The organism is Acinetobacter sp. Ac_5812 (genome assembly GCF_013072695.1).
In the GTDB taxonomy this organism is placed as follows: Bacteria; Pseudomonadota; Gammaproteobacteria; order Pseudomonadales; family Moraxellaceae; genus Acinetobacter.
Genome location: NZ_LXUK01000001.1, coordinates 1 through 23,516 on the forward strand (window position 1 = coordinate 1; position 23,516 = coordinate 23,516).

At 41.4% G+C, this 23,516-nt stretch carries 19 protein-coding genes, 3 tRNA genes and 2 pseudogenes; 9 read left to right on the plus strand and 15 right to left on the minus strand.

What is annotated here, in order from left to right:
• Window positions 1–981, plus strand: a pseudogene (locus A7P55_RS00005) (hypothetical protein); the annotation flags it as partial.
• Window positions 982–1,102: 121 nt separating this feature from the next.
• Here A7P55_RS00005 and A7P55_RS00010 read toward each other — a convergent pair.
• From A7P55_RS00010 to A7P55_RS00020, 3 genes are all read right to left on the minus strand, one after another.
• A tRNA-Arg gene (locus A7P55_RS00010) sits at window positions 1,103–1,179 on the minus strand.
• A 46-nt stretch (window positions 1,180–1,225) separates the two neighbouring features.
• Window positions 1,226–1,302 (minus strand) — tRNA-Arg (locus tag A7P55_RS00015).
• A gap of 11 nt (window positions 1,303–1,313) precedes the next feature.
• Window positions 1,314–1,403: transfer RNA gene (locus A7P55_RS00020), tRNA-Ser, on the minus strand.
• Between the two features lie 260 nt (window positions 1,404–1,663).
• Between A7P55_RS00020 and rnr the strand changes: the two genes are divergently transcribed.
• The 5 genes and pseudogenes from rnr to A7P55_RS00040 all read left to right on the plus strand — a co-directional run bounded on the left by rnr (window position 1,664) and on the right by A7P55_RS00040 (window position 7,599).
• Window positions 1,664–4,099 carry a ribonuclease R gene (rnr, locus tag A7P55_RS00025; protein ID WP_171550639.1) on the plus strand — a complete coding sequence of 812 codons (2,436 nt, stop codon included), beginning with the start codon at window positions 1,664–1,666 and terminating at the stop codon, window positions 4,097–4,099.
• Between the two features lie 86 nt (window positions 4,100–4,185).
• A pseudogene (locus A7P55_RS22835) lies at window positions 4,186–4,772 on the plus strand (hypothetical protein).
• 76 nt (window positions 4,773–4,848) lie between these two features.
• Window positions 4,849–6,888, plus strand: coding sequence for a M3 family metallopeptidase (locus A7P55_RS00030; protein WP_171550640.1), 2,040 nt, complete (start codon window positions 4,849–4,851; stop codon window positions 6,886–6,888).
• 38 nt (window positions 6,889–6,926) lie between these two features.
• A complete protein-coding gene (locus A7P55_RS00035; protein WP_004657752.1) occupies window positions 6,927–7,133 on the plus strand; it encodes a YheV family putative metal-binding protein in 207 nt (68 codons plus the stop codon).
• A 10-nt stretch (window positions 7,134–7,143) separates the two neighbouring features.
• Window positions 7,144–7,599, plus strand: coding sequence for a hypothetical protein (locus A7P55_RS00040; protein ID WP_171550641.1), 456 nt, complete (start codon window positions 7,144–7,146; stop codon window positions 7,597–7,599).
• 48 nt (window positions 7,600–7,647) lie between these two features.
• On the opposite strand, the gene A7P55_RS00045 is transcribed toward A7P55_RS00040, so the two are convergent.
• A complete protein-coding gene (locus tag A7P55_RS00045) occupies window positions 7,648–8,562 on the minus strand; it encodes an EamA family transporter (RefSeq protein WP_171550642.1) in 915 nt (304 codons plus the stop codon).
• Between the two features lie 114 nt (window positions 8,563–8,676).
• Between A7P55_RS00045 and A7P55_RS00050 the strand changes: the two genes are divergently transcribed.
• Together A7P55_RS00050 and A7P55_RS00055 are read left to right on the plus strand one after the other, a co-directional pair.
• Window positions 8,677–9,456, plus strand: coding sequence for a helix-turn-helix transcriptional regulator (locus A7P55_RS00050; protein WP_171550643.1), 780 nt, complete (start codon window positions 8,677–8,679; stop codon window positions 9,454–9,456).
• 89 nt (window positions 9,457–9,545) lie between these two features.
• A complete protein-coding gene (locus A7P55_RS00055; protein ID WP_171550644.1) occupies window positions 9,546–10,427 on the plus strand; it encodes a DMT family transporter in 882 nt (293 codons plus the stop codon).
• Between the two features lie 2 nt (window positions 10,428–10,429).
• Here A7P55_RS00055 and A7P55_RS00060 read toward each other — a convergent pair whose 3' ends face one another.
• The 8 genes from A7P55_RS00060 to A7P55_RS00095 form a co-directional block, all read right to left on the minus strand.
• Complete coding sequence (locus A7P55_RS00060; protein WP_171550645.1) at window positions 10,430–10,738, minus strand: hypothetical protein; 309 nt, start codon at window positions 10,736–10,738, stop codon at window positions 10,430–10,432.
• A gap of 70 nt (window positions 10,739–10,808) precedes the next feature.
• On the minus strand, window positions 10,809–13,013 hold the full coding sequence (locus A7P55_RS00065) for a TRAP transporter large permease subunit (RefSeq protein WP_171550646.1): 2,205 nt from the start codon (window positions 13,011–13,013) through the stop codon (window positions 10,809–10,811).
• A gap of 506 nt (window positions 13,014–13,519) precedes the next feature.
• On the minus strand, window positions 13,520–15,730 hold the full coding sequence (locus tag A7P55_RS00070; RefSeq protein WP_171550647.1) for a TRAP transporter large permease subunit: 2,211 nt from the start codon (window positions 15,728–15,730) through the stop codon (window positions 13,520–13,522).
• 145 nt (window positions 15,731–15,875) lie between these two features.
• The gene (gene rrtA / locus A7P55_RS00075; RefSeq protein WP_171550648.1) at window positions 15,876–16,454 is read right to left on the minus strand and encodes a rhombosortase; all 579 of its coding nucleotides are present in this window, start codon (window positions 16,452–16,454) and stop codon (window positions 15,876–15,878) included.
• Window positions 16,455–16,529: 75 nt separating this feature from the next.
• Window positions 16,530–17,648, minus strand: coding sequence for a hypothetical protein (locus A7P55_RS00080; RefSeq protein ID WP_171550649.1), 1,119 nt, complete (start codon window positions 17,646–17,648; stop codon window positions 16,530–16,532).
• Between the two features lie 359 nt (window positions 17,649–18,007).
• Complete coding sequence (locus A7P55_RS00085; RefSeq protein ID WP_004804140.1) at window positions 18,008–18,208, minus strand: hypothetical protein; 201 nt, start codon at window positions 18,206–18,208, stop codon at window positions 18,008–18,010.
• A gap of 207 nt (window positions 18,209–18,415) precedes the next feature.
• Window positions 18,416–18,805 carry a hypothetical protein gene (locus A7P55_RS00090; protein WP_171550958.1) on the minus strand — a complete coding sequence of 130 codons (390 nt, stop codon included), beginning with the start codon at window positions 18,803–18,805 and terminating at the stop codon, window positions 18,416–18,418.
• Window positions 18,798–19,055: a succinate dehydrogenase assembly factor 2 gene (locus tag A7P55_RS00095; protein WP_004804137.1), complete on the minus strand. Its 258-nt coding sequence runs from the start codon at window positions 19,053–19,055 to the stop codon at window positions 18,798–18,800. The genes A7P55_RS00090 and A7P55_RS00095 overlap by 8 nt, the downstream gene beginning before the upstream one ends.
• A 187-nt stretch (window positions 19,056–19,242) precedes the next feature.
• Between A7P55_RS00095 and A7P55_RS00100 the strand changes: the two genes are divergently transcribed.
• Window positions 19,243–20,415, plus strand: coding sequence for an acyl-CoA dehydrogenase family protein (locus A7P55_RS00100; RefSeq protein ID WP_171550650.1), 1,173 nt, complete (start codon window positions 19,243–19,245; stop codon window positions 20,413–20,415).
• Between the two features lie 41 nt (window positions 20,416–20,456).
• Here A7P55_RS00100 and A7P55_RS00105 read toward each other — a convergent pair whose 3' ends face one another.
• The 3 genes from A7P55_RS00105 to A7P55_RS00115 form a co-directional block, all read right to left on the minus strand.
• The gene (locus tag A7P55_RS00105) at window positions 20,457–20,957 is read right to left on the minus strand and encodes a DUF2059 domain-containing protein (protein ID WP_171550651.1); all 501 of its coding nucleotides are present in this window, start codon (window positions 20,955–20,957) and stop codon (window positions 20,457–20,459) included.
• 127 nt (window positions 20,958–21,084) lie between these two features.
• Window positions 21,085–22,575, minus strand: a complete 1,491-nt coding sequence (locus A7P55_RS00110) for an NAD(P)/FAD-dependent oxidoreductase (protein ID WP_171550652.1) — start codon at window positions 22,573–22,575, stop codon at window positions 21,085–21,087.
• 349 nt (window positions 22,576–22,924) lie between these two features.
• On the minus strand, window positions 22,925–23,422 hold the full coding sequence (locus A7P55_RS00115; protein WP_171550653.1) for a GNAT family N-acetyltransferase: 498 nt from the start codon (window positions 23,420–23,422) through the stop codon (window positions 22,925–22,927).
• Window positions 23,423–23,516 lie beyond the last annotated feature (94 nt).

Genomic DNA, 23,516 nt, shown 5'->3' on the forward strand with positions numbered 1-23,516 from the left:
CGCGATACAGTAAACGGTACATTGGAAGCAATTTCTGATTTAGCAGGTGCTGATATTGGTGGTGCTGCGGGTTCGCTCACAGGTGTTGTCGGCACATTGATTAATAATGGTTCAACGGCTTCTGGTCTGGTTCAGCATATTGCTGGTGACCTCACTGATGTCGGTGGCCTCATCGGCGGTGTAACTGGTGGTATCGGTGGTGGCGAAGGTGGTCCTTTAGGTGCGATCACTGGCATTACTGGTGGTATTGGCGGTGGTGAAGGCGGTCCTCTTGGCGCGATCACAGGCATTATCGGCGGCATTACTGGCGGTATCGGTGGTGGTGATGGCGGTCCTTTAGGCGCGATCACTGGCATTATCGGTGGGATTACTGGCGGTATTGCTGGTGGTGATGGCGGTCCTTTAGGCTCAATCTCTGACATCCTTGGTGGTATTACTGGCGGAATCGGTGGCGGTGAAGGCGGTCCTTTAGGCTCAATCACTGGTATTATCGGTAGTATCACTGGTGGAATTGGTGGCGGTGAAGGTGGTCCTTTAGGCGCGATCACTGGCATTATCGGTGGGATTACTGGCGGTATTGGTGGTGAAGGTGGTCTAAGTGTGATTACAGATATTCTTGGAACCATTAATAATGGTGCAAATAGCGGAGACGTTATCGCAGGAATTGCTCAACCGATTCAAACGGTCATTAGCAATGGCAACATTGCAGTAGACACATTACAAGATCATGTCAGTACCCTATTCAGCGATGGTTCATTAGAGAGTATCAATAATCTAATTAGCGTCAGTGTTGGAAATGGGGATTACAGTCTTCATGGTAGTATAGACGGAATTTTAGATGCATTGACTGGAACCGTCACTTCTGGCATCGCTGTAGGCGAACCAAATCCAAATGGTGGTTCTTTAACAGATCTTGTATCTCTTCAATCCCCACTCAGCAGTCTTACAGATCATCTATTCAGTTCAGTGAATCACTTCTAAAATAGATTAGCTAAAAAGCCGCTGATCTCAGCGGCTTTTTTTATATTTATTATTTAATTCATATTCAATCAAAAAACTCAGGCACAAAAAAACCGCAATTAAGCGGTTTCTTCTATTAAGTTGGTGCGCTCAGAGAGATTCGAACTCCCGACCCCTTAGTTCGTAGCCAAGTGCTCTATCCAGCTGAGCTATGAGCGCATTACTTATGTGCCTATTCAGGCGTGTGTTACATTAAATCTTTACTTGGTGCGCTCAGAGAGATTCGAACTCCCGACCCCTTAGTTCGTAGCCAAGTGCTCTATCCAGCTGAGCTATGAGCGCTTTAAGTAAAGTGGCGGTGAGAGAGGGATTCGAACCCTCGGTACAGTTACCCGTACGCATCCTTAGCAGGGATGTGGTTTCAGCCACTCACCCATCTCACCGTAACACGAGCGCAATAATACAAACTAAAACCACATTACACAAGGGATGTTCCTGTTTTTTTCTACTTTTTAAGCTCAATCAAATGTTTTTTAACCAATTTCCACATTTTTTCAGCATTTTTTAGTTCAACGCTTGTTAATATAGTGTTCTCTCCTTTATTCAGATCGGAGCAATAAACAGAATCTTGCAATCTTTGACGTGCAGTTAGAGTTTGAATGACTTATGCTAAACCGATCTGCCAGATGTGAATTGAAACGATATGACTAAAAATTGGGCCGATCCCGAAGCAAAAGCAGAAGCGCAACGTTACGATAATCCTATTCCTAGCCGAACTCTTATTCTAACTACATTAGAACAATTACAAACTGCACAATCCCATGCAGAGCTGGTTGACCACTTTAATATCCCCGATCAAAAAAGCATTGATGCCTTGAATCACCGTTTAAGCGCCATGGTTCGTGATGGGCAACTTATGAAGGATGGTTTTAAATACCAACCGGCAACCGATCTGCCAACTCATGAAGCAACGGTCTATATCAATAGCAAAGGTCTAGGTACTGCCAATATTGCAGGTCAGGACGATATCCTTTTACCTGAACGTGAACTTCGCCTAGTTTTTAATGGCGACCGCGTTAAAGTGCGTCAAACCTCAGTTGATCGTAAAGGTAAGCCTTGGGGCTTTATTAGTGAAGTGGTACAACATCGCGTTAAACAAATTATTGGTAAATTGTCTGAACATGAAGGTGAATACTTCATTCAACCAGGGAATCCAAACCAACATCAACCTATTACTTTAGAAAAAGAATTGATTGAGCATGCCAAGGCTAAAGTTGGGGATATGCTCCGTGTTGCAATTGATGACTATCCAACACGCGAAGAACTGGCGACAGGTCATATCGTGCAATCGATGGCAGACAAAGCCGATACCGAGATTATTATTCCGCAGACCATCTTAGAGTTTGGTTTGCCATATGAGTTCCCTGATGCTGTCATTAAAGAAGCTGAAAGTTTTAAAGAACCTTCAGCAAAAGATCTGAAAGGACGTGTTGATTTACGTGATTTGCCATTAGTCACCATTGATGGTGAAGATGCTCGAGATTTTGACGATGCAGTCTTTGCAGAGAAACGTGCAGGCGGTGGTTATCGTGTTGTCGTTGCGATTGCCGATGTTAGTCATTATGTCCGTTTAGACTCTGCATTAAATGAAGAAGCAGAAGAACGTGGTACATCGGTTTATTTCCCGCACTTTGTATTGCCTATGCTTCCAGAAGCGCTATCAAATGGCTTGTGTTCTTTAAATCCGCATGTTGACCGTTTATGTATGGTCTGTGATTTAAAACTGTCTCGTGCAGGTAAAGTCACAGGTTATGAGTTCTACCCTGCGGTGATGCATTCCAAAGCTCGTCTGACTTATACCCAAGTTGGGCAGTATTTTGAGGGGGCAACCAATGCGATCCCTGAAGATAAGAGCATTCACAAGTCACTCAATACACTCTTCCAGCTTTATCAAACACTAAAAGGCTTACGCGCTGAACGTCATGCAATGGAATTTGAAACCATTGAAACCTATATGACTTTTGACGAGTTAGGTGGGATCAAAGAAATCTTGCCACGTAGTCGTAACGATGCACATAAACTGATTGAAGAATGTATGCTGCTGGCCAACGTTGCTGCAGCAGAATATGCTTTAGAACATGATATTCCGATGTTATATCGTGTGCACGAAGCACCAGAGTTTTCACGTATTCAGAAAGTGCGTGACTTTGTGAAATTGCTTGGTCTACCATTCCCTGAACAGCCAACTCAAGCAGATTATCAAGCCGTCATTGAAGCAACCAAAGATCGTTTAGATGCACCAAGTATTCATGCGGTGTTGTTACGTTCGATGATGCAAGCCTACTATGGTGCGAAGAATGCAGGCCACTACGGTCTTGCTTATGAAGCCTATACCCACTTCACGTCACCGATTCGTCGTTATCCTGACTTATTATTACACCGTGCGATCAAAGCGTATTTAGACAAAAAAGTGTATCCACTGTCAGGTGCCGCTTTAGATGATGCGGGTGAACATTTCTCCAAGACAGAACGTCGTGCTGATGAAGCATCACGTAGTGTTACCATGTGGTTGAAATGCCACTATATGCAACAGCATATCGGTGATGAATTTGTCGGGGTAATCAGTGCTGTCACTGAGTTTGGTCTATTTGTCACACTCAAAGATTTATATGTCGATGGCATGATCCATGTCAGTCAGCTCGGTGAAGACTTCTTCCTTTATGATCAAGCCAGCCAAAGCTTGATTGGTCAAAACCGTGGACAGTCATTCAGTCTTGGTGATGAAGTGAAGATCCAAGTGGCAGGTGTCAACTTGGAAGAACGTAAAATTGACTTCCAACTGGTACAACAGCTGACACATTTGGGTCGTGTAATTCGTCAGAAAGCACCACGTACTGCGAATCCTTCTAGCTCGAAGCGTGCTTCAGCAACTGAAGAAGTATTTGGCAAACAGCCATCGACAACTTCTAAAGTCAGTGAAGATGGTGAAAAGCCTGTGCGTAAGAAAAAGGACAAAAATAGTCCAAGTTCTTATACCAAGAAGCCAAGTAAAAAATCTTCTGCTAAACCTGATAGTAAAGAGAAGGCGAAGAAAAAAGTGAAAAAGAAAAAGTCGAATGCGAAAGCAAAGGCTGAGTAATTTTAAAAAACAAGAGAGCTTCGGCTCTCTTATTTTTTGTTATATAATGAATAGATAGACTATTTCTAAATATAAATAAAATCCGAATGACTCACTACCGTATCACAAAATATTATTATCACCATTACTTATCTATTCTCTTTTTTTTCTCACAATAGGTGCAGCTATTTCTGTATTTTGGAGTAATTTTTCACCTCGCTATACGGTAAAAATTGTCACCTTGATCTTTGCTGGTTTTCTCTATGCCTTACTCCTTATTTATTTTCTCTATTTGAAAAAGAGACAGGAATGGGTGATCCCTAGACACTGGGAGCGTGTACAAAAACAACCTAAGCGTCATGCTTTATTTATTTTCCCTTTATTTATTATTCCCATACTCTGGCTCAACTTGGCAAGTAAGCTTCCAATGATCTGGACATATACGCTAGGAAAACCTCAAATCATAGAAATATCAGCACAAGCCGTAAAAAGGCGCTCTAAAAATACCGATCTTTATTCTTTTCAAACAATATATTCAGGGATCCCTATTTTCAGAATTACATCAAAACAATATGTAATGTATAGGGACCATCAACTCAAATTAAAGCTATCTACCCGTCACAGCACATTCGGTACATATGTACTGTCGATTGATGAAATTCAGATCACAACGCAAAACCCAATGAATAAATAATCAATCAACCTTGATTTCTCACCTCCGAAGCCCTACATCTATAACTATGTTTAAAGATGAATATGGCAAAAATACAATGACACTCCAGCAAGCGACACTTCCCGTTCCTCAATTTGATCAAATTCAACTTGCCGATTTAAAACAACAGATTGAACAGACCATCAAAAACGGTCAAAACTTCTTAAATCAACTCAATGAAGTTCCGCAAGGCCCTGAAGCCCAACTGGCAACCTTGGCAGAAGTCGATCAACTTGAAAATAACATGAGTGAATCGTGGGGGATTTTGTCACATCTCAATGCCGTGATGAACAATGCGGAAACCCGTGAAGTCTACCAAGCCCTGTTACCGAGTCTAAGTGAATACTATACGCAACTAGGTCAACATACGGCACTGTATCAGACCTATCAACAGATTCATGACAGTGCAGCGTTTCAAACGCTGAGCGAAGCGCAACAAAGTGCCATTAAACTCGCGCTACGTGATTTTAAACTGTCAGGTGTTGCACTGGAAGGTGAAGCCAAAAAACGTTATGCCGAAATCTCAGCACGTTTATCCCAGTTGTCTTCAGACTTTTCGAACCATGTACTCGATGCAACCCAAGCTTACTTCAAGCCTTTGACCGAAGCACAACTCAAAGGCCTACCGCAAAGCAGTGTTGAATTATTAAAACAATATGGGCAACAACGTGAGCTTGAGCAAGCTGTTGCCACACTCGACTTCCCTGCTTATTTTGCCATTTTGACCTATGCCGATGAGCGTGAATTAAGAGAAGAGCTGTATAAGGCCTATGTCACCCGTGCCTCAGAACAATCCGACCAAACAGAATTTGACAATACCCCAGTGATGGAGGAAATCCTGAGCTTGCGTCAAGAAATGGCGCAACTACTTGGCTTTAATAACTTTGCTGAATATTCTCTTGCCAGCAAAATGGCACCTGATGTCGAAACCGTAGATAAATTCTTGGTTGATCTTGCAGAACATGCGCGTACTCCAGCACTTGCTGAAATTGCAGAACTCAAAGAGATTGCACAACAAGATGGTATTACAGACTTAAAACCTTGGGATGCGACCTACTATTCTGAAAAGTTGAAACAGCAACAGTTCAATCTTTCTCAAGAAGCGCTTAAACCGTATTTCCCTGCACCAAAAGTGGTACAAGGTTTATTCCAGATCGTGCAACGCCTTTACGGGATCCAGATCGTTGAGCGCCAAGCCCCTGTCTGGCAAAATGATGTCCGTTATTTCGAAATTGAAGATCAAGGCCAAGTGGTCGGCGGTTTCTACTTTGATTTATATGCACGAAATGGCAAACGTGGTGGTGCATGGATGAGCGGTTTCCGTTCTCGTGTACAAACAGTCAATGGTCTACAAAAACCAATTTGCTACATGGTCTGTAACTTCACCCCACCGATTGGCGATCAACCTGCGCTACTGACTCATGATGAAGTGATTACTTTGTTCCATGAGTTTGGTCATGGCTTACATCATATGCTCACCGAAGTGGATAACATCTCGGTTGCAGGGACACACGGTGTGGCATGGGATGCGGTGGAATTACCAAGTCAGTTTATGGAATTCTGGGCATGGGACAATGAAAGTCTAGATGTACTCAGCGAGCACACTGAAACCAAACAAACCTTACCGCAAGAATTGCTATCTGCGTTGTTGAATGCTCGTTTCTTCCAGTCGGGTATGCAAACCTTGCGTCAGATTGAATTTGCATTGTTTGACCTGAGTATTCACCACCAAGCACCAGCCTTAAACAGTCAGCAAATTCAAGCCACACTGGATGATATTCGCGCTAAATTTGCCGTGGTTCCAGCTGTACCGTATAACCGTTTCCAACATAGCTTTAGCCACATTTTTGCAGGCGGTTATGCGGCAGGCTACTACTCTTATAAATGGGCAGAAGTTTTGGCCAGTGATGCATTTGACCGTTTCGAAAGCGAAGGTGTTTTTAACACCGAGACCGGAAAAGAGTTTAGAAAGTTTATTCTAGCAGTTGGCGGAAAAGATACAGCGCTTGATGCGTTTCGCAATTTCCGAAAAAGAGAACCAAAAATAGATGCATTATTACGTCATCAAGGTTGGACGAACACCGATAAAAGCGCTTAAACTACGTCATTATTGTTCACAGGGTGTAATTAACTGACATGAAAAGACAGTTCATCGCGGGCGCAAAATGCCCGAAATGTGGGGCCTTAGATCGTGTGGTTAAGATCATCACTGTGGATGACGAGTGGATTGAATGTATCGAATGTGCTTATAGCGAAAAACGCCCAACCCATGTGGAACAGGCACAACCCGCTGAGCCAGATGAAATCGGGGTGATACAATTCAAACCTCGTCATTTTGACTAGAAGGTTAAAAGTGATGTCCACATACCAAACAGAAAATTCCAAATTATTATGGATGATAATTGGTGGAATTAGTATTGTCGTGGTGCTGTTCCTTGCTGTGCAATGGTTCTTAGCTCAAAAAGATCAGCAAGCCACAACCTCCGCACCGACTCAGCCTGTTGCTGAAAAAAGCGTTACCCCAGCACCAACTGAAGCCGCAGCTACAGCTGAAGAAGTAACGACGGCGAGCAGTGATGTCGCTGCACCGATCCAATTGGTTGAAGAGTCGATTGTGAAAGCACCTCTGCCTGCAAATGATAGCTTGGCTAAAGAAGAAATTGCTAAACTGGATGATATTCATCAACAACTGCAAGACCAGCAACATGATTTGAAACAGCAAAATAGCGATGTAGATACTTTACTGAAGCTGAAAGAAGATCAAATCAAACTTTTAGAAGCCCAGATTGCGGCTCAAAACCACTCTTAAAATAAAAAAGCTTTAACCCCCGTTAAAGCTTTTTTCTTAACTGTATTTTTAATCTAAAATGTGTTTTGAGGCTGATTTAAATTGAATCGGTTTCTGAATGGTTTGCGCAATCAAAATCCCCAGCAAGGTTAAGCCACCACCTATATAGTGGAACAACTGCAAATGCTCGCCCAGCAAAGCCACCGCAATCAGCGCAGTAAATAAGGGCAATAGATTCATAAAGATACTATTTCGATTCGGTCCTAAATGTCTCACCCCCTCTATCCATAAATACGACAACAATACTGAAGAAAAAATACTGGCGTAGACAATTAGTGGAATGGTCTGTTGATTCAGTTGCATCTGCGAAGCAGGCAAAAATATAAAAAATGGCAATACATAAACAATGGCAAAACTGGATTGCACAAAATTCGATTGCCACGCAGGAATCGGCATTTTCCAACGTTTCAGTAATACACCATATAAGGCATAACCTGCCGCAGCAATGAGCATCAAACCATCACCCAAATGTACGCCTTGCTTCCAGATATCGGTAATTGAACCATGACTTAACAAATACAAAATGCCATAAAAAGATAGAGCGCCTCCGAACAACATGCCATAGCTCAGCCGAGCTTTCAGCATCACACTACTTAAAATCATGGTCAGTAAAGGAATCAAGGCGGTAACAATCGCCATATTGGTCGCCGTTGTGGTGGATGCTGCCTGATAAGACAAGAACTGGAATAGAGATACGGACAGAAAACCACCCAATGCCAATTGTTTCCAATACTGCTTGATCGTGTGTCGATTGTTCCAAACCGGAATCAACACAAAGGTACTCATCACCGCGAGCGCCAACACCAGACGATAAAAAGTAATGGCGACAGGAGAAATGGCATGGCTGGCCATTTTAGAGACCACCACATTGCCCGCCCAGAACAAAATGGCAAATAACGGATAAAAATAAGCTTTCTGAAACATGTGCTAGACCTATACATTGCGGTATTGATCATGCTAAAAAACAATCAATTTATAATTTCTCGATAATAAGACGATTACTATCGAAAAACAGACAATTTATCTGAGGTACTTACGATGGGAAAGAACTTTGAACATGGGTATTTAGACTATCCAGTCTATGCCTTTTCCGAAAACTACCCACATGGACATATTGAAGATTGGCATAGCCATGATCGAATCCAATTGATTCATACCCTATCAGGCGTGATTCGAGTACAAACCCATGAAGGCATCTGGATTACCCCGCCTGGACGTGGCGTGTGGATTCCTGCGCATAAACCGCATGCCTTACTCAGCAGCGGTGATGTCAAAGCCCGAGGGATTTTTATAGAAACCTCAGCACAAACCCATCTGAGTTCAGAATGCCGTGTTGTTGCCATTCCTGCTTTGCTACGGGAGCTGATGAGTAGTGCGATGCAGATCGAAACAGCAATCCAGCCGAATAGTCGTGATGAAAGGCTGTTGCAGTTAATCTTAGACGAAGTTCGGGTATTGCCAGCCCTTGCCTTTAATTTGCCAGATCCTCAAAACCCACGCCTACAACAGCTCTGTCAAAAAATTAAAGACAATCTCAGCTTTAACTGGAATCTGGAAGATACAGCTGAACAACTGCATATCAGTAGTAAAACACTGGCACGACATTTCCAAAAAGAAACTGGACTGCATTTTTCTCATTGGGTCCGTCAAGCCAAGCTGATGCAAGCCATGATTGATTTGTCCCTAAACAAACCAGTTTTAAATGTTGCCTTAGATTTGGGTTATGACAGCCCCAGCGCCTTTAGTGCGATGTTTAAGCGTGAAACCAGCATGACACCAAGTGATTATCTGAAACAGTTTTCTGAAACAGCCGTCTAAGCAATGAGATGACATTAAGCTGAAAATCTCATTCCTTTCACCTCAGCAGCAGCATAAAATAAGCACAATCTCCCAATACCCGAATCGCTATGGATGCTCAACCCACCAATCGCAACCTGATGATGGCGATTGGTTGCCTTACTCTTTCTGCGTTGCTTTTCTCTGTGATGGGCATTTGTATTCGTTATGCTTCACATACAGTTGATAATTACACCATTGTATTTTTCCGCAATGTGGTGGGGCTGATCCTGTTTTTACCTTTTATCTTCAAGCAAGGAACCCGCTTTGTAAAAACAGAAAAACTGTGGATGCATACGTGGCGTAGTATTGTTGGGCTTGCTGCCATGTATGGTTTTTTCTATGCCATTGCACATTTAAAACTCTCCAATGCGATGGTCTTTACCTATTCTTCCCCGATTTTTATTCCATTGATTGCTTGGCTATTTCTCAAAGAAAAAATCACCACAGCAATGCTCTGTGCTGCGGGCTTGGGTTTTATTGGGGTGTTCTGTGTCGCCAAGCCTGATCAAGGCTTGTTAAACTGGATCTCTATTGTCGGGATCAGTTCAAGTTTGTTGGCATCAATGGCCTTTGTTACCGTTCGCGCCCTAACACAGACCGAACCACCTGAACGCATCGTGTTTTATTTCTGCTTTATTGGTTCTTTATTGTCTGTCATTCCGATGTTTTGGGTATGGCGACCTTATCATTTACAGGAGTTACTGTTTTTGATTGGCGCGGGTATACTCGCCAATGTCAGCCAGATTTTTATGTCACACGCCTATCGGCTTGCCCCTGCTGGGCAGATTGCACCCGTCAATTATATTGCGATTATCTTCGCAGGGATTTGGGGCTTTTTATTGTGGAATGAAGTGCCTGATTTATATAGTGTGATTGGTTTTGGCATTATTCTCTCAGCGATTTTGTTATGTAGCCCTTTAATCCAAAGGTCAAAAAAGTCAGTATTGTAAGTTCATGACTTTGGATAAGGGTGCAGATCCAGTACATAGTGACCTAGAATTTCCCGTTTCGGCTTATCAATAATTACAACAAGATAGGTATTATCTAAGGGCACTGGGATATTAATATGCTGGAATTGCCCATCTTGAGTTTCATAAATATGTTTCACATACCATTCCCATGCAGTACAAGAATGATAGAGCTGTTCAATCACAAGATCAGCATATCCCCATAAATCTACAATTTCCTCAGCACTCTCTGTGATATCTAGCATGGGAGGAAAAAAGGTTGCCTGATATTCGTCCTGACTCAGTTTTTTCATGGATTAACCTATTCAATAAAATAACAATAAAAAAAAGCAGCCTAAGCTGCTTTTCTTTTGGTTTCAATAATTAGTGCTTATACCAACCAAACATCTGGAAGATATACGGCGCATATGTCACCAACACCAACGATGAGAACAAGACGATAATCGGCAACAACCAACGCTCATAGCGGAAGTAGAAACTGGTGTATTTCTCTTTCGCTTCCTTATCGGCGGCCGAGACCTCTTCATCCCCGACGGAGAGTCGCGTCAGTAAGTGGTTCAAGGCAACAGGCGGCGTTACATAACCAAATTCAAATGCCACCAATACAATCATCCAGAAGTGAATTGGATGGATGCCATTCTCGTAAGCAACAGGCGCAACAGTTGCAGCAACTAAAATCACCGCACCGAATGGATCGGTCGTCATACCAATAATCGCAAGTAACAGTGCAATAAAGGCAAGTGAAATATAAATATTACCCAAGTGTGTTGGTAATAATTCAACCACTTCTGCACGTTCGATTAAGCCACCAACACTTGCAGACAATGCCATTAATAGAATTAATGCACCAATATGTCCGACCGTTTCTGAGGTTGCAAAACGTAATGCTCCACCAAAACCAAAGCTCTTGCTCCCGTGTGGATCATGTGATTTCAAGAATTCTGATTTCTTTTCATGCTCACGAACCAAAGCTTCATGCTTCGCATCCACCACTGGTGCAGGTGCAAGTTTTGAGGCAAATAACTTGTCAAACAAGATCATTGCAATCAATACCAACGGTAAAATCATTGGCGCAGTAAATTCATTGATTGACGTATCTAAAGCAAGCTTATAGAACATCACCACAGCAAAACCAATGATGATATACGGGATCACAGGTACACAGGCACGTAACATCCCTGGCACAGCGATTTTAGGTGAGTTTACACGGAACTTTTCCTCTGCAAGAATCAGAGAAACACCCAAGAAGATGAAGGCTGTTAACCAGAAGACGTAGATACCGTGATCAAATAATTCTGTCGATGTCACATGACGGCTGTCCAGCATCGAGATCAGGATTACAAGTAAACATGGACGAATCACCACACCCAAAGAACCAGACATTGCTGATACGGCTAAGGCATATTGACGGCGTGCACCTGAGTTCCAGACTTCTTTATAGATGATCGCACCCGCTGCAATAACAAAAATCCCCGAAGCACCTGTATATGCTGTTGGAATCGCTGCTGCAATCAAGATTAGCCAAGTCAAGGTTTCTGGCGCCAAGTTCCACGGACGTAAGATATTTAAGAATAAATCCATCACGCGTGTTTGGGTCAGTAACATACCCGCCCAAATGAACAATGCCAGATTTAAGAAAATACCTGAGAACTCCACCAAGATACCTAAGTAGATCCCTTGCCCCATTGGATAATCCATGAAGAAGGTAAATACAATCCCTGTCACCAAAGACATAAACGCATACAGAGGAACGCTCAGTAGCGCCAAACCAAAGTTACCCTTCGGCTGTGCTGTCTTCGGAATAAAGATGAATTGGAAAATACTGATAATGGTCAGTGACACAAATAATGCAATCCACAACCAATACAAAACTGCCGTTTTTCCAGCAACTTCAACACCTGAATTCAATACTGAATGGTATTGGCTAATCACGGAATAACTGAGTAAAGCATTACCAGCAACCATCAACGCCGAATAGACACGGAAGTCGATTTTAGTTTTTGGTGCACGTAAACCAATGTGGTGATAACGTAAAGATGCTGTAATTGAAGCAAACAACACCATGATTAATAAAATAACAGTTTGGTTTTCAGAACCTAATTTAAAGATCCCAAAGAAAGTGGTTTCAACTTTACGATAAGTACGAATACTTGGATGGTTTTCCAAGTGCTTCATTGCTTTATCATAGAATTGGTATTTTTCTTCACACTGCTGCTGTGCGGCTAATAAAGACGCACGAACATCAGCTTCAGAAGCCGCACCAAACATACTTGCAAATTCATCGGCAGCATTGGCTTTCATCTGCTCTTGAACTTGTGCATCAATGTTTGGATGTCGATCACAAGATGGTTTTTCAGGTTCCGCACGTAAAAACGAATATTGCATCCCTGTTGTTTGATCACCGTATAAACGCTCCCCCATACGAAGCATCTGACCGTGAATCATTTCGCCTGTACCAATAAGCAACGTCATTAGCAACAAAGCAAGAATAATGAAGGTTGATATCCAGTCATTCCAGATATAGCCTAACCGGGCTAATCCAGTCTTATTCTCTTGATCATTTTGCATGTCTATTCCAATTTATTGTTATCAACATCCATCCAAAGATGTTGAATCATGCGATGTCCATGGTTGATAGATAAATGAATTTACCCTTTGAATCACCAATCCCTTTTTAAACCGCTTAAATTTGCAGCAAACTTTTAGAAAAAAGAATGACTGCAATCACTTTTTTGTTGGTTGTTTTTATCAATTTATATGTACTCTCGACTGCCCTCTATTTTCATCCTTATTTTAATGAACAATTTAGCGCGCTAAATTGTCTTTTTTACCGTTCCTTCCAGCATAAGATAAGTTAGCGCTAATGCAGGCTACTCCATCTTTTCCGTCTATTTATAGCATAACTATTTCAATCTAAAAATGTTATTTTAATCACATAATAGCCTTATCTGGCCTAAATTCATCGCTTGTTGTTCTTTCACCCCAAATTTATCTGCATAACCCGAGTCAACACTGTATCTACCATAAAAAAATAAGCACCCGAAGGTGCTTATTTTGATCTTTAAAGTACAATGCTAGCTATACCAGCCAAACAATTTAAAGGCATAAGGGACGTAGGCAATGATCAGAATTGCAGGCACCATTACCAATAATGGTAAAATCCAGCGCTCATAGCGATAGAAGAAGGACAGATGGCGTACTTCTGCATCTGCTTCCGCCACTTCTGCATCACCAATCGACTGTCTCGCCAATAAATGATTCAGTGCAACAGGTGGCGTGACATAACCCAATTCAAAACCAATCAATGCAATCATCCAGAAATGCACAGGATCAATGCCATACTGATAGGCCACTGGCGCAACGGTTGCAGTAATAAGAATAACCGCCCCGAATGGATCCATAATCATCCCCACAAAAATCATCAACAGCACGATTAGCGTAATCACCACATAGGTGCTGTTAATATCTTGCGGGAAAGTTTCCATGATATGAATCTGTTCAAGGAAACCACCAACACTCACCGAAAGTGCCATGAGGATCACTAAAGCCCCGATATGTCCAACGGTCTCACTGGTCGATGCATGTAATGCTTTACCGAAAGAAACACGGCGCACAGGATTCCGCGGATCATCTGCGGGGTTGATTGGCGCAGCAGGTTGAGAACCATCCGCAGGAATAGTGTAACTGTTCAAAGTACTATCCCAATGCCCAACAGGGGCTAAAGGTGCAGGTTCTTTACGCAATTTATCAAAGAGCACCATCAACAATAAAATGATTGGCATCATCACAGGCGCTGTAAATTCATTCAGATCTGTTGCTAATGCATGTTTAAAAAACAACCAAATCAGGATGAAAATCACGATATAAGGTGATACAGGCACAAATGCACGTAACGACTTTGGCAAGGCAACTTTAAATGGTGCAATTCTAAATTTCTGTTCGGCAAAAAACAGCGCGATTACCAAGAATAAAGTTGAGGTTAATAAGAAGGTATACATACCGTATTTATATAACAGGTCAGTGGTGACTTCTTTATTCAAAGAAGCCACAACCACGATCAATAGACATGGACGAAGCACCACTCCAAGCGAGCCAGAAAGTGCGGTTGCAGCCAAAGCAAATTGGCGACGCCCACCTGCATTCCAGACCTCTTTATAAATAATTGCACCTGCTGCAATAACGAAAATACCTGAAGCGCCGGTGTAAGCCGTCGGCAAAGCTGCAGCAATTAAGATTAACCAGGTTAATGTTTCAGGCGCTAGATTCCACGGACGCAAGATATTCAGGAATAAATCAACAATCCGTGTCTGCTTTAATAGCATCCCCGCCCAAATAAACAGGGCCAGATTTAAGAAAATACTCGAGAACTCGACCAACTGCCCTAAGTAAATCCCTTGCCCCATTGGATAGGCCATGAAGAAGCTAAAGGCAACCCCTGTAATAATCGCCATATAGGCATAGAGAGGCACACTGAGGAAAGCTAAACCAACACTTCCCCCTTCTCGGGTTGGCGTAGGTGACTTAATCAACTGATACAGACTGATCAAGGTCAGTACCGCAAATAAAATCATCCATAACCAATAAATCAGCGTCATTTCTGGGCTAATCGGAACACCAGAATTCATCACAGATCGATATTGACTCAGCACCGATGAGGTCAATAAACCATTTCCAATGAGCATCGCAATACTATAGATACGGAAATCAATTTTCGTTGCGGGGCTGCGCAAACCAATATGATGGGTCTTTAATGTGGCACTGATGGCCGCAAATACCACCATAATCACTAAGAATAAAGCGCGGTTTTCTGTACCAAATTTAAAGATGCCAAAGAAACTGGTTTCAATCTGACGATAGGTCCGCACACTCGGATGTGCCTCGATATGCGTCATTGCCTTATCATAAAATTGATATTTTTCATCACATTGTTGCTGTGCCGCCATCAATGAGGCGCGTACATCTGACTCTGAAGCCACACCAAACATACTGGCAAATTCGTCAGCAGCATTGATCCGCATCTGTTCCTGAACTTGCGCATCAATATTTGGGTTTCGGTCACAGGTGGGTTTTTCTGGTTCAGCACGCAAAAATGAATACTGCATTCCAATTGCAGGATCACCATATAGTCGCTCCCCCATTCGTAATAATTGGCCGTGGATCATTTCTCCAGTACCAATAATCAATGTCATGAGTAATAAGCAAAGGATAACAAAGGTTGATATCCACTCGGTCCAAATATAACTCAGTAGACCTAATCCAGATTTTTTCTGTTGATCATGTTGCATATCTATTCCAGTTTATTGTGATCAACATCCCTCCGAAGATGCTGAATTTTCAATGTACATGGTTGATAGAGAACACATTTATTCTCACTATAACCAATCCCTCGTTGTACCCACTGAAATATTATTAAGCTGGTTTATCCAATGATCATGACATTCTAATTTTTATGTTTTTTATCAATAAATAACTCAAACCACAGAGCAAGCCACCAATGGCACCGATCAAATGTGCCTCGGTCAAGACTGGGCTTCCAATTAACTGGGCTGTTCCTGTTTGCCCAAAGGTATTCTCCCAAATCAGTTTGGCAGCTATCAATGCTAGCACCAAAATTGCAAATTTCCGTTCATTCCGATATTGCAAATACACCACACCAACAGCGCTATAGAGACCATGCAAAACGCCAGAAAGCCCGGCATAGGCATCAATATAAGGTAAATAAAAATAAAAAATTAAACTAATGAATGGAGGCAGAATTAATAGCAATGCACCTAGATGCCAGTTGCGTACATGCGGGAAAATAAAAGGTAAACAGGCAAAAGCCATCATATTGAGTAGAAAATGAATCCAACCCACATGCACCCAATGTGCCGTCCAGATACGCCAAAATTCAGTAAATAAAATAGGGCGCCAATAAATAAAATGATCAGCAAACACCTGTAGACAAGCCGATATGGAAATACATATCGCGATCAAAATGATTTTCCTTATCCATATTTGATCTTTCATCTATCGCTTCCCTCTTAAAAAACAGACCTTTTACAAGTTTAGATGTTGCACTGGTAAAAGGTCGTTTAATTCAGGTTACTCAGTTGGTGTTTCTTGTGTTGGTGCAGCCTGATCTTGCGCTGGTGCAGCCTGATCTTGAGCAGGAGCTCCGTCACCACCACCATCAAAGAGTGAATCTAACTCTGCTGAGCTCTCTTGTTTGTCATCCCAGAATGAAGTTAAACCCTCATCGCCGGCTCTTACACCGGTATTTTCAGTCCAATAACGATCTGCAATACCACGAACCATTAAGCCAGCCATCTTATCAATCAATCTAAACTGTGGATTCGCAGGTTTATCATCGCCAGTTGCCGCAGCATAAGAACGGAATGCATCCCGTAACTTGGCATCATCACCGCTGGCTTGGGCTGCAACAGCATATAAAGCATGTGCAAGACGTACACCTTTTTTCTCACCAATTGCCATGGATTGCTTCATGGTGGCATAAGGCTCTGGTTTACCATCACCTGCACCCGGTAAAAGCGTCCAGATTACCGCACGGGTTGCCATTGGTGCACCCCAGAACTTTTCATTGTCCAGACACGCCATACCGCGTTCAACAATACCTGCAATATCTTTAGGTACATTGATCGCACCACCAGAGTTAATATCGTTGGTCATAGCTTGCAGACCACTGACCATACCGAGTAAATAAACAGTTTGGTCTAGATCATTACGCATGGTTGGACATGAGTCGCCCAACTTATATTTGTATTTAGTTTCCCAACGATTAGCAAACAGCTGATAGCCCGCATATTGACGTTCAGCAGCGATAGCCGCCCAACGTTTCTGTTCAATACGTGCATCTTGCGCTTCAGATACTTGTCCTGCTTTAGACGCACGTAAATAACGTAATTCAGCTTCTAAAGCTTGGTTCTCGGCACACACACCTGCTGCCGTATAAAGTAAGACTGCCATCCGAGTCGGATCAGCACCCATATCTTTGGTGGACATCACTGCAGGGGTTAAAGCATTCCCTGAGTTACATACCATTTCAGCATCATCCATCGACAAAATCGGTGGAACAATATGCTTTTCACCAAAACCAAGTGCCACGTTGGCACCTGTTTTAATTACATATGAACATCCTGATAGCATTGATGTTGTCAATACAGCAACCGCCACACCTTGCCCAATTTTATGGAGTCTAGACATACTTCCTGTCCCTCTAATAATTTGTTTTTTCCTTTTAGCTGTACATTATCAGATGCATAACCTGAATTAAAGAGTAATTGCTCTAATTTTAACCTAGACATTTTGACACATATCACAGAGGAAGGAATTGACACTTGGGCGGCTAAACACAAATTTCAGGCAAAAAAAAGTAGCATTGCGACGGTTCAGCACATGCTACTTATTAACTGGTAAAATCGTGAAACTCTTTATATTTTAGTTTTGTTGAAAATAATCCTTGAGTAATGTTCCGGCTCTTCCTACTACGATCGCCATAACGATTGCAATTACTAGAAACATCCACATTGAAATCTCCATAGAGACCTCCTACACTTACGTATCTACTTTTGATAGATACTAGATTGGCGTTCACCATCGATATTCACGGGAGAGTGATATATTGATGACACTTTCAATCTCTTTCTCTTGGTCACGACAACTTGACGTGATTCAAGAAATTCCCTGAGTAAAGTTCCTGCTCTTCCTACTACAATCGCAAAAATGATTGCGACCACCAGAAACGACCATGTTGGAATTTCCATTTTGGACCTCCACCATACTTTACGTTGGTGTTTGTACTTTAACGAAAATAAATCAGACTTGAGCGCCGGATTGTCTGACAATCATGATTTTCACTATTTTTTAGAGTATTTAATCTAACAATTTAAACAAGATAAACTTTAATTCTAATTAAGATATTGAAATTTATACTTTTATTAATTTTATACAGTTGTAGAATTGTCGAACAATCATCCCAGTTTTGCGCGTAATTTTAGCTTTTTCCATTGCAAATGTGACAATTGATCCCACCAAATAATGCAATTTTTATTCTTTTGATGAGAAAAATACAGCGCGATATAAAGTTGGTGATCCAGTATTTTGACGATCTGTCTGCGCTGGATCGTTAAGGCTGGATCAGAAAACTCAAATGAACACTCTTGATGATCCAAGTATTCAAATCGTCTAATTTGAGGTTGTTTCAAAAATAAAAACCAAGCGACGCTCATCATGCAGAAGCACAGTAGCCAAATCCATAAGGCAAGTAAGGAATAGGTTAAACTAAGCATGGCAATGAAAATCAAGAGCTGCAATACCATCGCAAAACGACTGCGTTGCAGCTCGAAAACACCATTAGCCATGGACATAGTGTTTTAATTTTAAAATAAAATCTTTTAATTCTGCACGAGGCGGTTCCCCAACCTCCATAAACCAATCCAATAAATCTGGATCTTCTTGATCGACCAACTCCGCAAATAATGCCTTTTCAGCAATATCAGCTGTCAGGTAATGGTTTTTAACATAAGGATCAAAATACACATCGATTTCTTTTAAACCGCGACGCGCACGATACACAACCTTACGCTCTTCCAGTGTCATTTCATCAGACATTATTGGCTCCGCAATGCAACAATTTTCCCATAGTGTACCCGATCTACCCAATGAAGTTCTGAGAGATTTTTCTCAAGTGACCAAATACATCAATCAAATTGAGCATTGATCACATTGTTCACTATTTTCGATTTCTTGTATGGTGATGACGATGACTTAAATCCAACACACTAGGGAAAAATAACAAATGCAATCAGGTGCTATTCGTCCAATTCCAAACATGCTCCCACGCAAACTGTTTACTTCAGACCACGAAGCATTCCGCGAGACCGTGCGTAAATTCTATGAGAAAGAAGTTGTTCCAAATATTGAAAAATATGAGACACAACAACATGTAGATCGTGATTTATGGAATAAAGCGGGGGCACTTGGTCTGCTCTGCACAACAATGCCTGAACAATACGGAGGTTCTGGTGTCGATCGTCTTTACAGTATGATTCTGATTGAAGAACAAGCTTATGCCATGGATTCGAGTACCGGTTTCTCGCTGCACTCAGATATCGTTGCCAACTACGTCAACAACTTTGGCAATGAAGCACAGAAGCAACATTGGTTGCCGAAAATGGCCACAGGCGAAGCAGTCACTGCGATTGCCATGACTGAACCTGGCACAGGCTCAGACTTACAAGCGGTGCGTACTACTGCGGTACTGGATGGCGATGAATATGTCATCAATGGTTCAAAAATCTTTATCACCAATGGTTATTTATGTGACATGGCGATTGTGGTCTGTAAGACAGGCAACAATGAAAAAGGTTCAGCCAATTTATCGCTACTTATTGTCGAAGCAGATCGTGCTGGTTTTAGCAAAGGCAAACCTTTGAATAAAATCGGGATGAAAGGCCAAGATACTTGTGAATTGTTCTTTGATAATGTCCGTGTACCGAAAGAAAATTTACTCGGTATGGAAGGCATGGGCTTTATCATGTTGATGAAAGAGCTCGCTTGGGAACGTATGCTGGTCGCGATTATCTGCCAAGCGGGGGCAGAAGCGGCCTTTGCACATACCGTGCAATACACCAAAGATCGTAAAGCATTCGGCAAAGCCATTAGCACCTTCCAAAATACTCGCTTTAAACTGGCGGAATTGCGTACTGAAATTGATTTCTGTCGCACCTATCTCGATCGTTGTATGGAATTACAACTTGAAGAAAACTTAGGTGTGGATGCGGCAGCAGCTGCGAAATACAAAATTTCCGACATGTTCTCAAAAGTTGTAGATGACTGCTTACAGCTACATGGCGGTTATGGTTATATGCTGGAATATCCAATTGCCCGTGCTTATATCGACAACCGTGCCAATCGTATTTATGCAGGTACCAATGAAATTATGAAAGAGCTCATTTCCCGCACACTCTAAATATCAATACAACAAAGGGATCGCGCGCGATCCCTTTTTATTTATTTCGATTCAGGTTTTTCAGTTGTTTGAACGGGCTGCGGATTCATCCTTGCCATCAGCTGCTTCACTTTTGGATTCTCAATATATTGTTGCATGGTGGTATTCAACGCAGTACGCGCATTTTGTGTCGTGAAATGCGCCACTTCACTGCCCACATCACTGGCTTTCTTTGCCCAAGCCTTTCCTTCCACAGATTGATAGAAGGTCAATGCAGCCTGTAACTCTTTCTGGCTAAAACTTTCTACATAACGTTGCACGATAAATTGCTTACGCTGTTCACTATTCAGATTTTTGCTTAAATCGGTATAAAAACTTTCAGGTAAGTCTTTTGGCAAACGCATACGAATTTGCTCTAAAATCATTTTATCAGTGTTTTGCAAACCTTGTTCTGTCCCGTCAACAGATACCAGCTTTTGTGCAATCGCTTCTTTTTGTTTTGCATCATCGGCAAACACCAATGTACTGAATAATAATGTCCCTAAGATGATGATTTTTTTCATCGTATTATCCTTAATCAAAATTTTCTAATGTGCTCAATATACGCGATATTGATCGAATTTAAAGCCTGATTGCAAATAAAAAACCCCATGCTTATGCATAGGGTTTTTTAATAAATTCAATAAATAATTACGACACTAGCTTTGGCTTACGATCGACTTGCTCACCACGTTTATGGAATTGTAGAACCACATCATTGAATGATGCATCTTTCAATTCTTTACGATCCGCAAGGTAGTTATTGGTGATCTTCCACGGTGCTTTTTTACCTTGTTTTGGCATCACATCTGCTGCACGTGCAATATAACCTGAAGACATTTTACCCATAATGGTATCTTGCTCACGCAATGCTGGATCTGCATGGGCGATGACTTCATCATAGCCATTTTTGTCCATATGATTAAGCAAACGACAGATATAATCCGCAGCAATATCAACTTTCAATGTCCATGATGCATTGATATAACCAATGATCATCGCCATATTTGGTACATCACTCACCATCACACCTTGATAAAGCATGTGTTGAGAGGTATCCATTGGCTTGCCATCGATTGTGCCTTTCACGCCACCCAAGATTTGGATTTCCAAACCTGTTGCTGAAATCACAATATCTGCTTCAAGGTGTTTACCAGACTTCAACTGGATACCATTTGCCGTGAACTTCTCAATTTGATCCGTTTCAACATTGGCTCGACCTTCACGCAACGCTTTAAATAAATCACCATCTGGCACGACACATAAACGTTGATCCCAAGGGTTGTAGCTCGGTGTAAAGTGTTTCATATCCACTTTACCCTTTAACTGCAACTCAATGCCTTTCAACAATAAACGACGTACTGTTTTTGGATATTTTTGTGCCAATGCATAAATACCACGTTGCATCCCAATATTACGTGCACGGGTAAATTTATAAGCGGTTTCCTCAGACATAAATTTACGGGTTTTTTCATAAATAAAGTCAATTGAAGGAATCGTCGCAATATAAGAAGGAGAACGCTGTAACATGGTCACATGCCCTGCTCCACCTTTCACCATTGAAGGAACAAGGGTAATCGCTGTTGCACCACTACCAATAATAACGACTTTCTTACCTGTGTAATCTAGGTTTTCAGGCCAGTGCTGTGGATGGATTAATTGGCCTTTGAAATCTTCCTGTTTTGGGAATTTCGGTGCATAACCTTGATCATAGTTATAGTAGCCAGTACAACCCATCACGAAGTTTGCTGACCAAGTTTGCTTTTTCTTGTTACTGTCTTCAATTTCGACAGCCCATTTTTTCTTTGCAGAATCGTAGTTTGCAGAAAGAACTCGATGACCAAAATGAATTTTATCTTTTAACTGATTTTCACTGATTACATCGCTTAAATAACCTTTAATCTCAGCACCGCTCGCCAATACTTTGTCTTTTGCCCATGGTTTAAAATTAAAACCAAAGGTTGACATATCCGAGTCAGAACGAATCCCAGGGTAACGGAATAAATCCCAAGTCCCACCAAAGCTATCACGACGTTCTAAGATTTCGAATTTACGTTGTGGACAGTTCTTTGAGAGATGCACAGCTAGCCCAATCCCAGAGATACCTGCACCAATAATTAATACATCAACTTGCTTTTCCATTTTTTTTATACCCTGTATAAACCATGACTTTATTAAAGCACAAATTTGACAATACGCAATGTCAAGTTTGGTCATTCATCGGTTTTTTCATATCACTTCGGGACATTTTTAAGAAATTGATAGGTAAAAAATCCTGAGATTTTTGCTTGGATTTCTCCTATTAGCGGATTTGCTTTATTAAAGAATAAGAATAGATACAGGCTCTAAATACTTAACAACATGCTCTATTCAATATCTGTAGGGAACCACTTTTAAAGAAATAGCTCTGGATAAAACGTTATGTAGAAATAGATGTTTTAGCAATTTCAGATCATAGCTTTAGTCTCTAATAGAAGATGTCATCGATACGCTAGAGTAAAAATAGTTTCATCAAAATCTCATCCGTATATTCTGCGTTATTTTTTAATGCTTTTGACTCTACCCCATAAGTTTGAAAGCCAAACTTTTGATAAAGCTTAATTGCTGGCTGATTATCATCAGCGACAATCAGTAAAATTTGCTCTAGATATTCTTTACTATGTTCAATAACAGCCGTGAGCAATCTATTTGCTATTCCTAAGCCTTGAAACTCGGGTTCAATAAATACACTTGATAAATAAGCCTTATGAGAAAGCTTTGTTGCGGCCTCTCGGGTTAAAGTCGCTAAACCAATAATTCTATCTTTGTGATAAACACCAAAGATGGTTGAACTAGATAAGCAACTCTCAAAAAAACTGAATGGTTTCACTACTTCTATACGATAAGTAGAACCAAACATTTCAGGGGCCTTTGCTAATGCTGAAAGCCTGATTGTTCTAAAATCATTCAGCTCATTCGCACCTAGAATTTTAATCTCAATACTTAGCATATTTGTCTATTTGAATTTTTATAGTCCTGAAGCCTAATTTAGCAGAAGACTCAATCTAAAATTATGCACAAAAGTCATAAAAAATGAATAATAA

Excerpts from the sequence above, each read along its gene's own strand:
- A7P55_RS00095 (WP_004804137.1), bottom strand. The coding sequence starts at position 19,055 with ATGTCTGATGAAATGACACTGGAAGAGCGTAAGGTTGTGTATCGTGCG.
- A7P55_RS00055 (WP_171550644.1), top strand. The coding sequence starts at position 9,546 with ATGGATGCTCAACCCACCAATCGCAACCTGATGATGGCGATTGGTTGC.
- A7P55_RS00090 (WP_171550958.1), bottom strand. The coding sequence starts at position 18,805 with ATGGCTAATGGTGTTTTCGAGCTGCAACGCAGTCGTTTTGCGATGGTA.
- A7P55_RS00105 (WP_171550651.1), bottom strand. The coding sequence starts at position 20,957 with ATGAAAAAAATCATCATCTTAGGGACATTATTATTCAGTACATTGGTG.
- A7P55_RS00115 (WP_171550653.1), bottom strand. The coding sequence starts at position 23,422 with ATGCTAAGTATTGAGATTAAAATTCTAGGTGCGAATGAGCTGAATGAT.
- A7P55_RS00030 (WP_171550640.1), top strand. The coding sequence starts at position 4,849 with ATGACACTCCAGCAAGCGACACTTCCCGTTCCTCAATTTGATCAAATT.
- A7P55_RS00050 (WP_171550643.1), top strand. The coding sequence starts at position 8,677 with ATGGGAAAGAACTTTGAACATGGGTATTTAGACTATCCAGTCTATGCC.
- A7P55_RS00045 (WP_171550642.1), bottom strand. The coding sequence starts at position 8,562 with ATGTTTCAGAAAGCTTATTTTTATCCGTTATTTGCCATTTTGTTCTGG.
- A7P55_RS00060 (WP_171550645.1), bottom strand. The coding sequence starts at position 10,738 with ATGAAAAAACTGAGTCAGGACGAATATCAGGCAACCTTTTTTCCTCCC.
- A7P55_RS00110 (WP_171550652.1), bottom strand. The coding sequence starts at position 22,575 with ATGGAAAAGCAAGTTGATGTATTAATTATTGGTGCAGGTATCTCTGGG.
- A7P55_RS00100 (WP_171550650.1), top strand. The coding sequence starts at position 19,243 with ATGCAATCAGGTGCTATTCGTCCAATTCCAAACATGCTCCCACGCAAA.
- A7P55_RS00070 (WP_171550647.1), bottom strand. The coding sequence starts at position 15,730 with ATGCAACATGATCAACAGAAAAAATCTGGATTAGGTCTACTGAGTTAT.
- rnr (WP_171550639.1), top strand. The coding sequence starts at position 1,664 with ATGACTAAAAATTGGGCCGATCCCGAAGCAAAAGCAGAAGCGCAACGT.
- A7P55_RS00035 (WP_004657752.1), top strand. The coding sequence starts at position 6,927 with ATGAAAAGACAGTTCATCGCGGGCGCAAAATGCCCGAAATGTGGGGCC.
- rrtA (WP_171550648.1), bottom strand. The coding sequence starts at position 16,454 with ATGAAAGATCAAATATGGATAAGGAAAATCATTTTGATCGCGATATGT.
- A7P55_RS00065 (WP_171550646.1), bottom strand. The coding sequence starts at position 13,013 with ATGCAAAATGATCAAGAGAATAAGACTGGATTAGCCCGGTTAGGCTAT.
- A7P55_RS00080 (WP_171550649.1), bottom strand. The coding sequence starts at position 17,648 with ATGTCTAGACTCCATAAAATTGGGCAAGGTGTGGCGGTTGCTGTATTG.
- A7P55_RS00085 (WP_004804140.1), bottom strand. The coding sequence starts at position 18,208 with ATGGAAATTCCAACATGGTCGTTTCTGGTGGTCGCAATCATTTTTGCG.